The sequence below is a fragment of the Hyphococcus sp. genome (assembly GCF_965228385.1).
In the GTDB taxonomy this organism is placed as follows: domain Bacteria; phylum Pseudomonadota; class Alphaproteobacteria; order Caulobacterales; family Parvularculaceae; genus Hyphococcus.
Window position 1 is genome coordinate 1,129,774 of sequence record NZ_OZ245810.1, and the last position, 14,304, is coordinate 1,144,077.

The 14,304-nt window shown below is 58.4% G+C and carries 14 protein-coding genes; 10 read left to right on the forward strand and 4 right to left on the reverse strand.

The genetic code is table 11. From position 1 onward, the window contains the following. The first annotated feature begins 113 nt into the window (after window positions 1-113). Entirely contained in the window at window positions 114-1,178 is a 1,065-nt protein-coding gene (locus ACQK2Q_RS05255; RefSeq protein ID WP_425408697.1) for a serine hydrolase domain-containing protein, read from the forward strand. On the opposite strand, the gene ACQK2Q_RS05260 is transcribed toward ACQK2Q_RS05255, so the two are convergent. Beyond that, a complete protein-coding gene (locus ACQK2Q_RS05260; RefSeq protein ID WP_425408698.1) occupies window positions 1,175-2,536 on the reverse strand; it encodes a sodium-dependent transporter in 1,362 nt (453 codons plus the stop codon). The two genes, ACQK2Q_RS05255 and ACQK2Q_RS05260, sit on opposite strands and share 4 nt — an antisense overlap. Window positions 2,537-2,697: 161 nt before the next feature. On the opposite strand from ACQK2Q_RS05260, the gene ACQK2Q_RS05265 reads away from it, so the two are divergent. Next, window positions 2,698-4,623 carry a M1 family metallopeptidase gene (locus tag ACQK2Q_RS05265; RefSeq protein ID WP_425408699.1) on the forward strand — a complete coding sequence of 642 codons (1,926 nt, stop codon included), beginning with the start codon at window positions 2,698-2,700 and terminating at the stop codon, window positions 4,621-4,623. A gap of 4 nt (window positions 4,624-4,627) precedes the next feature. Here the strand turns inward: ACQK2Q_RS05265 and ACQK2Q_RS05270 are convergent, their stop codons facing one another. After that, complete coding sequence (locus tag ACQK2Q_RS05270; RefSeq protein ID WP_425408700.1) at window positions 4,628-5,719, reverse strand: strictosidine synthase family protein; 1,092 nt, start codon at window positions 5,717-5,719, stop codon at window positions 4,628-4,630. Between the two features lie 144 nt (window positions 5,720-5,863). Here ACQK2Q_RS05270 and ACQK2Q_RS05275 point away from each other — a divergent pair, with 144 nt between their 5' ends. The 5 genes from ACQK2Q_RS05275 to ACQK2Q_RS05295 all read left to right on the forward strand — a co-directional run bounded on the left by ACQK2Q_RS05275 (window position 5,864) and on the right by ACQK2Q_RS05295 (window position 10,248). Further along, entirely contained in the window at window positions 5,864-6,826 is a 963-nt protein-coding gene (locus ACQK2Q_RS05275; RefSeq protein ID WP_425408701.1) for a 2-hydroxyacid dehydrogenase, read from the forward strand. 5 nt (window positions 6,827-6,831) lie between these two features. Beyond that, window positions 6,832-7,683: an NmrA family NAD(P)-binding protein gene (locus tag ACQK2Q_RS05280; RefSeq protein ID WP_425408702.1), complete on the forward strand. Its 852-nt coding sequence runs from the start codon at window positions 6,832-6,834 to the stop codon at window positions 7,681-7,683. Between the two features lie 81 nt (window positions 7,684-7,764). Beyond that, on the forward strand, window positions 7,765-8,097 hold the full coding sequence (gene grxD, locus ACQK2Q_RS05285; protein ID WP_425408703.1) for a Grx4 family monothiol glutaredoxin: 333 nt from the start codon (window positions 7,765-7,767) through the stop codon (window positions 8,095-8,097). Window positions 8,098-8,252: 155 nt separating this feature from the next. Next, complete coding sequence (locus ACQK2Q_RS05290; RefSeq protein WP_425408704.1) at window positions 8,253-9,566, forward strand: hypothetical protein; 1,314 nt, start codon at window positions 8,253-8,255, stop codon at window positions 9,564-9,566. Window positions 9,567-9,576: 10 nt separating this feature from the next. Then, on the forward strand, window positions 9,577-10,248 hold the full coding sequence (locus ACQK2Q_RS05295; protein ID WP_425408705.1) for a rhodanese-like domain-containing protein: 672 nt from the start codon (window positions 9,577-9,579) through the stop codon (window positions 10,246-10,248). Between the two features lie 10 nt (window positions 10,249-10,258). On the opposite strand, the gene ACQK2Q_RS05300 is transcribed toward ACQK2Q_RS05295, so the two are convergent. Both ACQK2Q_RS05300 and ACQK2Q_RS05305 read right to left on the reverse strand, forming a co-directional pair. Beyond that, a complete protein-coding gene (locus tag ACQK2Q_RS05300) occupies window positions 10,259-10,468 on the reverse strand; it encodes a hypothetical protein (RefSeq protein ID WP_425408706.1) in 210 nt (69 codons plus the stop codon). 82 nt (window positions 10,469-10,550) lie between these two features. Then, complete coding sequence (locus ACQK2Q_RS05305; protein WP_425408707.1) at window positions 10,551-12,497, reverse strand: PHA/PHB synthase family protein; 1,947 nt, start codon at window positions 12,495-12,497, stop codon at window positions 10,551-10,553. A gap of 50 nt (window positions 12,498-12,547) precedes the next feature. On the opposite strand from ACQK2Q_RS05305, the gene ACQK2Q_RS05310 reads away from it, so the two are divergent. Genes ACQK2Q_RS05310 through ACQK2Q_RS05320 form a run of 3 tightly spaced genes read left to right on the forward strand, consistent with a single transcriptional unit; the run spans window position 12,548 to window position 14,288 of the window. Further along, complete coding sequence (locus ACQK2Q_RS05310) at window positions 12,548-13,018, forward strand: hypothetical protein (RefSeq protein WP_425408708.1); 471 nt, start codon at window positions 12,548-12,550, stop codon at window positions 13,016-13,018. Between the two features lie 46 nt (window positions 13,019-13,064). Further along, on the forward strand, window positions 13,065-14,024 hold the full coding sequence (gene glpX, locus ACQK2Q_RS05315; RefSeq protein WP_425408709.1) for a class II fructose-bisphosphatase: 960 nt from the start codon (window positions 13,065-13,067) through the stop codon (window positions 14,022-14,024). Between the two features lie 12 nt (window positions 14,025-14,036). Beyond that, window positions 14,037-14,288 carry a DUF3297 family protein gene (locus ACQK2Q_RS05320; protein WP_425408710.1) on the forward strand — a complete coding sequence of 84 codons (252 nt, stop codon included), beginning with the start codon at window positions 14,037-14,039 and terminating at the stop codon, window positions 14,286-14,288. Window positions 14,289-14,304: the final 16 nt, after the last annotated feature.

Here is a 14,304-nt window from a genome sequence, read left to right on the forward strand (position 1 = left end):
GCGCATCGCGGGCTGAGGTTCCATAGTCGGTGATCCGTTGCTTTATTGCGGCGATCCGGCTTGCTTGCACGGCGTTCCATAGGTCAAAAAGTTCACGTAAAGAGGGGATAGATATGAGACACGGCGCAATTGCGTGTGCAGGCCTGGTCCTGCTGGGCTGCGGCGCAGAAAACGCCGCGCCGCCGGCGCGGCGGCCCGCGCCAGACATACCGGCGCTTATGGCGGCTGCGAATGCGCCCGGCCTGTCGATCGCAACGATTGACGACTGTGAATTGTCGGATGTCTCCCATTATGGCGTTGCGGATATCGAAACCGGCGAGCCGGTTGACGACACCACCCGATTTGAGGCCGCATCCTTGACCAAGACGATCTTCTCGCTGATTGTTAATCAGCTTGCGGATGAAGGCGTGATTGATCTCGATCATCCGATCGCCGACAATTTTGATTACCCGCGTGTGACCGACAAGGACGCCTATGCGGTTTTGACCCCCCGCATGATTTTAGCGCACAGGTCCGGTTTGCCGAACTGGGCGGGCGATCCGCTCGACGCGGAAACCTGGGGCGACATTCCCTTCAACAACCCGCCCGATACGCAGTTCGGCTATTCCGGCGAAGCCTATCAGCTGCTTCAGGCCTATGTTGAGAACGTCACAGGAAAGTCTCTCGATGTTCTGTTCGCAGAACGCCTCGGCGATTTAATGCCGCTTTCTTCCTTGTCGGTGGCGAGAGAGGACGCAAGCCCGAGTTTTGGCCATGACAAAGACGGCGGCAAGGAAAAAGGCCGCGCCATTGGCGAACTGACCAGCGCGGGCGCCGCATATTCGGGGCAGAGCAACGCGCGCGACTATGCGCGGTTTCTCAGTCATCTGTGTGAGGGCGCTGGCATGAGCGCCGATGCGCGCGATGCGATGCTGGAGCCGCAATCCCCGACTGACGCGCCTGAAATCGCGTGGGCGCTTGGCTGGGGCGTGCAGACGGGCGAAAATCCTGTTTATTTCCATTGGGGCGACAATGGACCGTTCAAGGCGTTTACGGCGTTCAACCGGGAAACCGGCGACGGCGTCGTTTATTTTGCCAACGCCATGAACGGGCTGATGCTGATCGAACCCATCGCCGCTCCGGTGGTGGGCGATGTCGGCCCGATCGTTGACTGGCTTGATTACGGACGGGTCGACTAGCCGCCCGACAACATTGCGTTCAACCCAAGCTGAAACTTTGCGTCGATTCCCAGAATTAAAATCAGAAACACCGCAATCGGCGCGGCGTAGCGGATGAAAAACCGCCAGTATCGGAAAACGCCGTCGCTCGTATTGTGCAGTTCCCCGCGCATGATCGCGCGCGGCACGATCCAGCCGGCGAAAATGGCGACGAGCAATCCGCCGAGCGGCAGGAAAACGCTCCCTGAAAAAAAGTCGAGCCAGTTCCCGAGACCGCCGATATAGATCGTCATGGCGCCGATGACCCACGCGATAAGTCCGAAAATTATCGCGGACGATGTACGCCCGAGGCCGAGCTGATCTTCGCCGACCGAAGACGTCACCAGCAATAGCGATATGGACGATGTCAGCGCCGCGATAAAAGCGAGAAAGAAGAACAGCCCGCCGATAAGCGCGCCGGCCGGCATGCCGGAAAAAACTGCGGGCAGGGCGTTGAAAATCAGCCCCATGCCCGCGGCGGGATCCAGCGCATAAGCAAATACGACCGGAAATATCATCAGCCCGGCGACGATGGCGACGAGTGTATCGGCCCCGGCGATGACAGCGGCGTTGTCGCCGATATTTTCGGTTTTGGGCAGGAATGAACCATAGGTCATCATGATCGCGCCGCCGACGCCGATGGAAAAGAACGCCTGTCCCAGCGCGGATAAAACGATGCCCGGCGTGATTTCCGAAAAGCGCGGCGAGAAGAGGTAATCGAATGCCTGGCCCGCAGCCCCTGTCATCAAGGCGTAAAGGCTGAGGCCGATCAGCATCAGGAAAAAGATCGGCATCAGGATTGTCACCACGCGCTCGATCCCGCCTTTCAGGCCGCGCGTAACGATAAAAATGGTGAGCCCCATGAACAGCGTGTGCCAGAACAGCGCCATGCCGGGGCCGTTATAAAGGGAAGTTGCAACGGCCGCGTCCGCCGCCGAGCGCCCGGCGAATTCACCCATGAAAGACATCAGCGAATAGGCCATCACCTGCCCGGCGATCACGCTGTAAGTTGTCAGAACGAGAAAAGCTGCGAGCACGCCTGCCAGCCCGACGACAAGCCAGCCGGGAGATTTCCCGATATCGACGGCAAGCTGTTTCGTGCTGCCGACCGCCGACAAACCCTTGTGGCGGCCGATGGCGAGCTCGCCCATGAGGATCGGGTAGGCGATAAAGGCGACGCAGATGAGATAGACGAAAACAAATGCGGAACCGCCGTTTTGTCCGGTTTGAAACGGAAACCGCCAGAGATTGCCAAGACCGACGGCGGAACCGATCGCCGCCATCAAAAATGCAAAACGTGACGACCATTGTGGCGTGACGCCGCCGGTTGGACCTGCCATGAGACCTCTCAAAAATAGCGCTGCGCGGTTTGCGCGTTTTTTCGAATTATACGTGTTTGCAACCGGCGCGAATAGCCGCGCCGCCGCCTGATTTCGCCCGCGTCTTGCTACGCGCATGCGGGGCGCCTAATGTGCGCGAAAATCCAATATGAGGTATTCCCATGAGTTTACGCGCCGCTGCCCTGGTTTTTTCGCTTTCCGCCCTTGCCGCCGGTTGTTCCCGCGATGGCGGCGACGCGGAGAGGGAGCCGGTAAGCGATGAGCCTGGCGTGGAGACGGAGGCTCACTGGTCGCCGGTCCCGGCGGATGAGGTGCGTGATCCGTTTACCTACTCGAACTATCACGAAGCGCGGGTCACCCATGTGGAGCTCGATCTCGATGTGGATTTTGAGACGAAAACCCTGTCCGGTTCGGCGCAACTGGATTTTGAAAAATTAAGCGACGATGTTTCCACGCTTGTTCTCGATGCGAATGATCTCGATATCGAACTCATTGAGGCGGAAACTGACGACGGCTGGGTAACGGTCAGCTATGAAATCGGCGCCGACGACGCTGTTATGGGGTCGCGTCTCGCCATAGAATTGCCGGACGGCGCTGAATCGGTTCGTGTCAATTATTCAACAAGTCCGGATGCGGAAGGCATACAATGGCTTTCGCCGGAACAGACAGCCAGCGGCGAACATCCATTCCTGTTTACGCAGTTCCAGCCGCTGCTGGCGCGCACCATGGTTCCCTTGCAGGACACGCCCGCCGTGCGCATCACCTACGACGCCCGTATCACGACGCCGCCGGCGCTGCTCGCCGTGATGAGCGCGCGCCAGGATGAAAGCGGCGAACGCGACGGCGATTATTCATTCAGGATGTCGCAGCCGATTCCGTCTTATCTTCTGGCGCTGGCGGTCGGCGATATTCAGTTCGAAGCGATCAGCGCCGATGTCGGGGTTTATGCGGAAGATTATATCGTCAGCGAGTCCGCGGCGGAGTTCGAGGATACGCCGCAAATGGTCGATACGGTGGAGGCGCTTTATGGCCCCTATCGCTGGGGCCGCTACGATCTGATTGTGCTGCCGCCGAGCTTTCCGTTTGGCGGCATGGAAAACCCGCGGCTGTCTTTCATGACGCCGACGCTGATAGCGGGCGATAAAAGCCTCACCAATGTTGTTGCGCATGAACTGGCGCATTCATGGTCCGGGAATCTGGTGACCAATTCCACATGGCGCGATGCATGGTTGAACGAAGGGTTCACCAGCTATGTTGAAAACCGGATCATGGAGGGCCTTTACGGCCCGGAGCGCGCCGTGATGGAGCGCTCGCTTGATAAGCAGAGCCTGATGCGCGACGTCAACGAGGCCGCGCGTCCGGAACTGACGGCGCTGAAAATGCCGGAAGACATCTCCCATCCGGATGAGGCGTTCAGCCAGGTCTCCTACGCCGGCGGCATGTTCTTCCTGAAATTTATGGAGGAGCGTTTCGGGCGCGAAGCCTTTGATGCGTTCCTGCGCGATTATTTCGACAGATTCGCGTTTCAGAGCATCACGACGGAAGATTTCCTCGCCTATTTTGAAGATCATCTCTGGGCGGATCAGCCCGATGCGGTGACCAAGGCGGAGATTGACGCCTGGGTTTATGAACCGGGTTTTCCGGACACGATTGAAAATCCGCAGTCCGACGCCTTCAACCGCGTGGAAAGCCAGCTCAACGCCTGGCTTGGCGGCGGCGATGTGGCCGGTCTGGAAACCGGCGCATGGACGACCCATGAATGGCTGCACTTCATCAGCGTATTGCCTGCGGAGATTTCGTCCGAGCAGATGGCGGCGCTGGATGCGCGGTTTAATCTTTCAACGTCGCAAAATGCGGAGATCGCAAGCGCCTGGTATCTGAAAGCCATTCCCGCCGGCTATGAACCCGCGTTCGAGCCGCTTGATGCTTTCCTGATGCGGGTCGGGCGGGGCAAATTTATCTATCGCCTGTATCAAAGCCTTGCTGATAACGGCCGTCGCGAATGGGCCGAAGCCGTCTATGAACGGGCGCGCCCCGGTTACCATCCGATCGCGCAGCGCCGTATCGACGAGATTTTCGGCGAATAAACCGTTATTGCTGCGTCGCCGCCGGGCCGCGCAGCAATATTTCCAGCATTGGACAGACCATCACGTGTCCGTCAAACACGGCGCCCACAATCAGCGTGTTCGCCCAGACGGCGCCCACCGACGACGCGTTGATTTCGCCGTTGACGGAGATCAAAACGTCCGACGCGAGCCCGTTGCGCGGATTGAGGCGAATAACATGCGACGGCGCCTTTGCATTTTCATCCTTGGCGTGTTCGAGAAATTCAAAAATCCTTGAATGGCCCGCCACCCACAATGCGCCGTCCCGCGAGACCTCTATGTTGTCCGGCGCCGTATTTATTTTCAACGCCTTCACGCGCGAGAGTTCTCCGGTCTCAATATCGCGGTCGAAAACCAGAATACGGCGTTTTAACAGCTCGGCGACATATATTGTTTTTCCGTCAGCCGACTGATTAATACCGTTTGCGTAAGCGATGCCGCCTTTGGCGATCCGGCCGTTTTCACCGTCGTAATAGGCGACGTTCGACAGCGGCAACGCCAGATAGGCTTCCATTGCAGCGAGAAACCCGCGGTCAAATTTCTGATCGTTGGTGACGTAAAACTGCCTTGGCCCGACGGCGACCAGATCGTTGGGCGATTTCATTTGCGGAAAGGAAATCGTTTCCAGATGCGTCAGCGCGCCGTCCGCCGCGATATCGAAAAGTTCGACCAGCTCCTCGCCCGTCGGCGGATGTGAAATCACAAAGAGGCGTTTTTCGCCGTTTGGTCCGCGCCAGAGACTGACGCCGTGCGGCAGGAAATTCTCCATCGGCGGCGACACTTTGCGCACGTCCGATCCGTCCATCGACATGGCGTAAATGCCGTTCCTCGGGTTAACCGATTGCTCTGCGTCCTTGGCGTACCAGCCGCGCCGGTCGGCGGCGGATATGAACGCAAGACCCAGATCCGGGTCGATCGTGACGTCTTCAGCGCCCGGCGCAACATCGACCCTCGCACACTGATTAACGAGCTTGTTGGAAAGTTCTACGCCCGCGCCGGAAGCGGGAATCGCATGCAGCAGCGACCATGCCGCCGCCGCCGCGATAATCGCAGCCGCCCCGCCTAACAGATACTGCATACGTATTCTCACCACACCGGCGCTTCCTCGGCCGAACTCGCCGCAGAAAACTTTACATCACTCGGGAAAAATCCGCTACCCGTGTGGAATTCAACGATTTTTCCGCCATCATGGAAATATTGAGCCTGAATTTGGAGCGAAATTATGACCAGACCCGTCATCGCAACGCCGCGCCGCCTGCCGGAAGCGCTTTCCGGCATGTTTCGCATGAAGTTCGATGTCCGCGAGCCTGATGCGCCGGTCGCGGACCCGGCGGCTTTCGCAGAACTGGCCGGGGATGCGCAGGCGGTCATCGCCACGGCGTTTGACGACATGGACGCTGCGTTTTTCGAACGTCTGCCGGCGGGCGTAAAGTTGATCGCGTCCATCGGGGTTGGCGTCGATCACATCGATCTGGCGGCCGCGAAAGCGCGCAATGTCGCCGTCTCCAACACGCCCGAAGTCACAACCCCCTGTCTCGCCGACACGACCATGGGGCTGATTATTGCGGCTTGCAGACGTTTCCGGGAAGGGCTTGATATAGCGCGCACCGGCGAGGGGCGCGGCATGCTCACCCCCGAAAGCTGGGGCCAGCGTGTGACGGGCAGAACGCTTGGCGTGGTCGGGATGGGAAATGTCGGCCGTGAAGTTGCGAAACGCGCGCGCGCATTCGACATGAACATCATCTATACGACGCCCCGGCCGTCGGCGGATATCGACAAGACTTTCAACGCCCGCGCCATATCCCTTGATGAACTCCTGCGCGAGGCGGACGTCATCACATTGCATTGTCCGTTAAAGGAAGAAACGCACCGGCTGATCGACGCCAAAGCCATCGCGAAAATGAAACCGGGCGCGGTCATCATCAATATTTCCCGCGGGCCTGTAATTGATGAGACGGCGCTGATCGTGGCGCTGAAAGAAAACCGGATATTTGCAGCCGGCCTTGATGTCTATGACACTGAGCCGGGTCCAATCCGCGAAGCCTTGCGCGCCTTGCCGAATGTTTATTGCCTGCCGCACATTGCGTCTGCGACCACCGAAAGTCGTTCCGCCATGGCGGTGCGCGTCCTCGCCAATCTTGACGCGTTTTTCGACACCGGCGCGCCGCTCGACCGGGTTGTGTAGTCTTCATGACGGTTTCGAGCGTGTTGATCTTCGGCGCAGGCGGCGCGGTTGGACTTGAAGCGGCGCGCAATGCGGCGGCGCGCGGGCTATCGGTTGTCGCCGCCTATCGCACAGAGCGCAGCGGCGTCTCTGAAAAAATTCAAAATTGCGGGGCGCGCGCGGTTAAAGCGGATCTTGAAGACACGGATCATATAAAAACGCTGCTGGCGCAGTCAGACGCCGTCATCTTTACGCCGATATTATCGGTCTCGGCGCAGGCCGCGCCGCTGCTCGGAAGAACCCAGCGCGCGATATTTTTCTCCAGCAACAATGTGGCCATCGATCCGCAAGCGGATGATTACGCGAGAATTCTCGAAGCGGAGGCGATGGTGCAGCGCGCCGCGCCCGCGGCGGCGATCCTGCGGCCCACCATGATTTACGGCTATCCGGGCGACGGAAATATATCGCGATTAATGACGCTGATGCGGCGCGCGCCGCTGGTTCCCATGATCGGGCGCGCCAGCGCATTGCAGCAGCCGGTTTATTTCAAGGATCTGGCCCGTGCAGCGCTTGATGAACTGTTCAATGACGCGAAGCCGGCGGGCGTCTGCGCGGTGGCTGGGCCGACAGCCATAACAAAAAAAGAACTCTACCAGGCTGTTGCAGCCGCCTCGGGCGCCAGAACCCATATCTTGCCCGCGCCTGTGGGGCCGGCGGCGGCCATGGCGCAATTCCTCGAGAGGGCCGGCCAGAAAACAGGGTTGAAAAGGGCGCAATTACAACGCGCAGATCTGGACAAGACGCCGAGAGGCGGGCGCCTCATTCTTGGCGAAACCCGCCTGGAAGACGGATTGCGGGCGCTCGCCGCCGAACTCTGACCCATACCGCCGGCGCAACCGGCCTTGACGATGCGCCGGGCGGCGCCTAGCTAACGGTGATCTGTCAGGAGTTTTAATATTATGACCGACGCCGCACATGCCGATATCAAGTCGAAAATCGACGCCAACCCGGTAATGGTTTTCATGAAAGGCACGCCGCAATTTCCGCAGTGCGGATTTTCCTCGGTCGTCGTCCAGATTCTCGACCATCTCGGCGTGGATTATGGTTCCGCGAATGTGCTTGAATCCGACGACTTGCGTCAGGGCGTCAAAACCTTTTCTGACTGGCCGACAATTCCCCAGCTTTATGTGAAGGGCGAATTTGTGGGCGGCTGCGATATTGTCCGCGAAATGTTCGAGCAGGGTGAATTGCGCGGATTCCTGCAGGAAAAAGGCGTTCCGGTCGCAGCCTGACGCGGTTTAAAAAAGATCTTCGCAATATTTGCGGACGCCTCCTCGCCAGGGAGCGCGCAGGCGAATTTGCGCATTGCGCCAGCGCTTTTGCATTTGACCCAATAATGCTAGACATTCCGCTTTCGAGATGAAATTTACGGCGAGGCGGGCGCATCATGAAAGCACGATCCTTTTTGACCGTCATTATCCTGACGGCGTTTGCCGGCGCGTGTTCCGGCGGCGGTGATTCGGAAGCGGAATACGCTGATCGCGACGGCGACGCAGCCGCTTACCAGACCGGCGCGGAGCAGAACGAACCCTATGCGCAATCACAGCAGGGCATGGCGCAACAAGGTATGTCGCAACAAGGTATGGGGCAGTCCGCGCCGGCGCAGCGTTCGATGGCCTCTCAGCAAATGTCCTCGTCGGGAACAGGCACGGGAACAATCGCGGCGGCAAAAGATCTGCCGCCGGGCGCGTACCGCCTGAAGCGGGTTGAGATTATCGACCGGCAAGGCTTTGAAAAACCCATGACGGCGATGACGATGATGGTCCCGGTCGACTGGACGGGACAGGGCGGCGTTGTCTGGGGCGCGAATTCGGGTTGCGGCGCCGGTTCGGGTTATACGACGGACTACACTGTCAGCTCTCCGGACGGGCGTTCGAGGGCGCATCTTTTCCCGTCATATAACTGGGTCTGGAACAGTTTTTCCGGCGGCGCCGGACAGGGCAATTGTCCGTTTCTGCAAATCCGAACCGTCGAGCAATATCTGAATTATCTCGTTTCGCAGACGCGTCAGGGCGCGCGCATCCTTGATTATCGCCCGCGCGCGGATATCGCGGAGGGTTATAAATTCATGAATTCCCGCTCGCCGATGGCGGGCGGTGAAATGCGCAGCTGGGTCGAGGCGGGCGAAGTCCTGATCGGCTATAATCAAAACGGCGCCGAATTAAGAGAAAGCCTCGCCGCGGTGGTCTATTTCAACCAGACGCTGACGCAGCCCTCCATGGGGATGGCGGGTTCTGAAATTATCGCCGGATCGGCCATGCCCGGTTTCGCCATGCGCGCGCCCGACGGCGCCCTTGATTTCAACTTCGCCGAGCTGGTGCGCAAATCCATTAAACCATCGCCTGAATGGTCGCAGCGCATCGCAAGGCATAATTCAAAGATCGCCCAGACCAATCTTCAGGGCGCGCGCGACCGGTCAAAGATCATCGCGCAGACAGGCGAGGAAATTCGCCAGATTCAGTCGGACACATGGCGCACCCAGAGCGAGAGTTTCGACCGCACGTCCAGAGAAACGTCTGAAGCGATCCGCGGCGTCGAAACCTTTAATGACCCTTATTACGGCGGCACCGTTGAACTCGATCATAGCTACGACAATGCGTGGCAACTGAATGACGGGACCTATGTCCTCACCGACGATACGATGTTTGAGCCATACCGCGATCTCGGCGTTGACGGGCAGCGGCTAGAGCCTTCGCAATAAGGGGAATTCAATGAAGCGTTTCGCATATCTGTCGGCCATGTTGTGTCTATGGCCCGGCGCCGCCCTGTCGCAGGACAGTTTTGGCGGCTCCCAGTCGTCCCGCCCACAGCAACAGCAGGAACAGCAACAACAGCAGCAGCAACAATCTCAGAGCCGCGAACAGATGGACCGTCAGTCTGTCCCGCAACAACAGCCGCAGCAGCGTCCTTCGAACGCCGATCCGCAAAGCGCGGCCGAGTTGCAGGATTTTGGCGTTCCGGCGACGAGCCAGTTGCATGCCGGCGCCATGCACGGACCAACGCCGTCAAGCATTCCGGGCGGGCAAATCATCACCACAAAAGGACTGGTTGAATTGATCCAGGGGCGCCAAACGCCCTTTTTACTGCTCGATATTCTGGGCGGCCCGGAAATCTTGCCCGGCGCCGTGTTCGCCGTTCCCGCGCATCAGGCCGGCAATTTCAACGATCAGACGCAACGTGAATTCGGCGGTTTCCTGCAGCAAATGACTGGCGGCGACAAGGAAACGCCGCTCGTGCTTTATTGTCAGTCAACGCAATGCTGGATGTCCTATAACGCGGCGTTGAGAGCGATCAATATGGGGTATACGAACGTATTGTGGTATCGCGGCGGTATCGAAGCTTGGAAAGCCGCCGGCCAGCAGACCACCTATCCGCAGCAATAGGATTTTGTATTCAGGATTTGCGGAGCGCCTTGGGCGGTTCCACAGTCCTGGCGCCGCGCACAAGGATACGTTTGGGGCCGCGCATCAGTTCGCTGGAAAGGTCTGTCTGTTCCTGGTCGCGCAGCCGCCGGAATAACGCGTCCGCCTTGACGCTGCGCGATTGCGACGTCGTTCCAAGGCGCAGGAACAGCTCCTGCGTTGTCGTATCCATACGGCTCATAAGGCCCCCGCCCGATTTTTATTCGCCAAAAGGGTGATTCGTTTTGGTTAACAAAAGGTAAACACGGCAGCGGGGCGCGGGGTCAGGCTTTGACTTTCACGTAACTGCCCGGCGCGTCTTCAATAATAGAGAGTTCGCCGTCGCCTGGCTTGCGCGCATCGGTTTTGCCGGGGCTCACATCGTCCAGCCATTTGATCCAGTACGGCCACCACGAGCCCGGATTGCGTTCTGCCTCGCTCTTCCATTCATCAAGCGACTTCGGCAATTTGGCGTTCACCGAGTGATGATATTTGTGCTTGTCCGGATGGTTGACGACGCCTGCAATATGGCCTGAACCCGCAAGCATATACTGGACTTTTTCATTTCCCTTGGACGCAAACAACCTGGCGGTTCTATAGACTGAATTATGCGGCGCGATATGGTCCGTTTCGCCGGCCTGCATGAAAATCGGAATGTCGACGTCGCCAAGGTCAAGCGTTTCACCGTCAATCACCATTTCGCCATTTGCAAGCCGGTTGTGCTGGTAGAACTCGCGCAGGTAAAACAGATGGACATTTTTCGGCATGCGCGTTGCGTCCGAATTCCAGAAGAGCAGGTCAAAGCGCGCCGGATCTTTGCCTTTCAGGTAATTATCGATAACGAACGACCAGATGAGATCGTTCGAGCGCAGCATGTTGAACGTTGTCGCCATAGCGCGCCCTTCCAGTACGCCGCCCGCCGCGTCCATCTGTTTTTCTATGGCGTCTAGCTGTTCGTCATCCACGAAAAGAAGAAGGTCGCCGGATTCCTTGAAGTCCGCCTGCGCCGTGAAAAAGGTTGCGGAATTGATGCGATTATCTTTCTGTTTCGCCATCAGCGAGAGTGCGGTGGAGAGCATCGTGCCGCCGATGCAATAGCCGATCGTGTCTGCCTTTTTCTCGCCTGTGGCCTGTTTTACAGCGTCCAGCGCCTCGAACAGGCCTTCCTTGATGTAATCTTCAAACGTCTTGTTTTTCAGTTCCGTACCGGGATTAACCCAGCTCATGACAAAGACGGTGCGGCCCTGATCGACCAGCCAGTGAATGAATGAGTTTTGCGGCTGGAGATCGAGAATATAAAACTTATTGATCCAGGGCGGCACAATCAGCATTGGCGTTTTGGCGACTTTTTCCGTAGACGGTTCATATTGAATGAGCTGGAAAATGTCGTTCTGAAACACCACTTTGCCGGGCGTCGTGGCGATATTCTCGCCCAGCTTGAAAAATTCGAGATCAGCCTGACGGATCGCCAGCTCGCCATGGCCGCGATCAATGTCTTCGAGAAGATTTTTCAAACCCTTTAGCAGGTTCTCGCCCTTGCTTTCGATGGTCGCTTGCACAACCTCCGGATTGAGCACGGCGAAATTGGACGGCGCAAAAGCATCAACGAACTGTTTCGTGAAAAATTCGGCTTTCTTTTTGTCGTGCTCGTCCGAATATTCCAGTTGCGCCATGGTTGTTTCCAGCCAGCGCGCGAATATCAGGTAGGACTGCTTGATGAAATCAAGCATCTGGTTTTCCGTCCAGGCCGGATGGGCGAACCGCTTGTCGCCCGGCGGGGGTTCTATGGCCGGTTTGACGGCCTCGCCGGCGGCGCGCTGCGTCATGGACGCCATCAGCTTGGCGTAATCCCCGTAGAGGTTGAATTGCCGCTGCATCACCGTGCCCGGGTCCGCCGAGAGGCCTTTCATCATCTCCTGAAAGGCCTCGCCCACATTGAGCGGGTCAGGGGAAAGCTCGCCGGTAAACCGGCGCATGTCGCGGTTCCGGTCAAAGAATTCTCTGATGACCTCCTGGCTGCGGCCGCTGACATCGGTGAGATATTCCGACAGCGCGTCAAAGTCCTCATAGATGGACTTCGGGGGTTCGGCGCCGCCGGCTTTACCGTTTGCGGCTTTGCTTTCCGGTTTGGCGTCGCGCGCGGTTTTGCCCGCCTTGCCGTCTTTCTTGCCGGCGTTTTGCTTTTTCGCGCCTTTTTCTTTTGAACCTGATTTGTCTTTTTCTTGCGTCATGGAGCCGGTTGGGGGTTAAAGGTGTCCTGTCGCCCTTATAGGATGGACGCGTGCCTTGTGTAAAATCTTCCTCCGCCCGGTTGTGGCGGTTATTCCCGCTCATCGCGCTTTGCGCCTGCGCGAATTCCGAACTTGCCCGTTTCGCGCCGCCGGGGATCGTCAAATATGAAGATATCGCAGGCGATCAGCCGGTGAATCCGCAAGTGGCCGGGCGCATCGCCGAACGAAAATCCGAGCCCGATACGGGAAAATTTCCCATTCTGGCGCAAACGCCTGCTGAACGGCCTGAACAACGCTCCGACGCCGAGGTTGAGCTGATGGAGGAGCAACTGCTTGAATCCCGCGAAAATCTGGAGCTCGGCATTGTCGAGGACCGTGCTGCGGCGGCGGAGGAGGCGGCCGAGACAGGCATATTGCCGGATCGGCGCGATACGTTAAGGAGCGATGTCGATAGAGACAAGAACGCCGCCGCCCGCGAGCGCCGCGAGCAAATCAAACCGCCGCCGCCCCCGGAACAGTAAGCGGCGCAGCGCATCTTTGCAAATCAATTAGTACACGGAAAGAAAAATGTCTGCAGATGAGAAATTCCTCGACCGTATTCTGACAATGGAAGTCGGCCGTTGCACCGAAGCCGCCGCGATCGCCGCTTCCAAGATGATTGGCCGCGGCGACAAAGAGGGCGCCGACGACGCCGCCGTGACCGCGCTTCGCGATGCGTTCAACAAGCTGAAAATCGACGGGACAGTCGTCATCGGCGAGGGCGAGCGCGACGAAGCGCCAATGCTGTATATCGGCGAAAAGGTCGGCTCCGGCGAGGGCCCGAAAGTCGATATCGCGCTTGATCCGCTGGAAGGCACGACCCTGACGGCGAAAGCCATGGCGAATGCGCTGGCGGTGGTCGCAATGGCGCAGGGCGGCACATTGCTGCATGCGCCTGACGTCTACATGGACAAGATCGCCTGCGGTCCCGGCTATCCGGACGGCGTTATCGATCTGGACGCATCCGTTGAGGACAACATCTCGGCGCTGGCCAAAGCGAAAGGCGTGCCGACGGAAGAGATTACGCTGTGTATCCTTGATCGCGAGCGTCACCAGTCGCTGATTGAAGGCGCGCGCAAGATGGGTTCGCGCGTTTTCCTGATTTCCGACGGCGATGTGGCGGGGGTTTTTCACACGACCGAGGCGTCGACCGGTATCGATTTGTATGTTGGACAGGGCGGCGCGCCCGAGGGCGTTTTGGCCGCGGCGGCGCTCAGATGCGTTGGCGGACAGATGCAAGGCCGGCTGTTTTTCCGCAATGACGCTGAGCGGGGCCGCGCAGAAAAGGCGGGCATTACCGATCTTGATCGCAAATATGGCTTGATGGATCTGGCGTCGGGCGATGTTATCTTCGCCGCCACCGGCGTGACCAACGGCACCATGCTGGACGGCGTGAAATGGGAACGCGGCCACGTGTCGACGCATACCGTTGTGATGCGCTCGAAGACCGGCACAGTGCGCTATATTCGCGCCCGTTCGCAGCGCTGAGGGAGGTCTGCAATGTCCGAAGACACGCCGCAATTGCCTGACCGGCTCAGCGTAAATCCGAACAGCCAGTATTATGATGAAGCCGTATTCGACCGGGAAGTGGGCATCCTCTTCAACGGCAAGGAAAAGACCAATGTGGAGGAATATTGCGTGTCGGAGGGCTGGATTAAAGTCGCCGCGGGAAAGTCGGTCGATCGGCGCGGCAATCCGCTGACCATTACGCTCAAAGGCGACGTGAAGCCCTACTTCAAGGAACGCACGTAAAAAATACCGCAAAAAG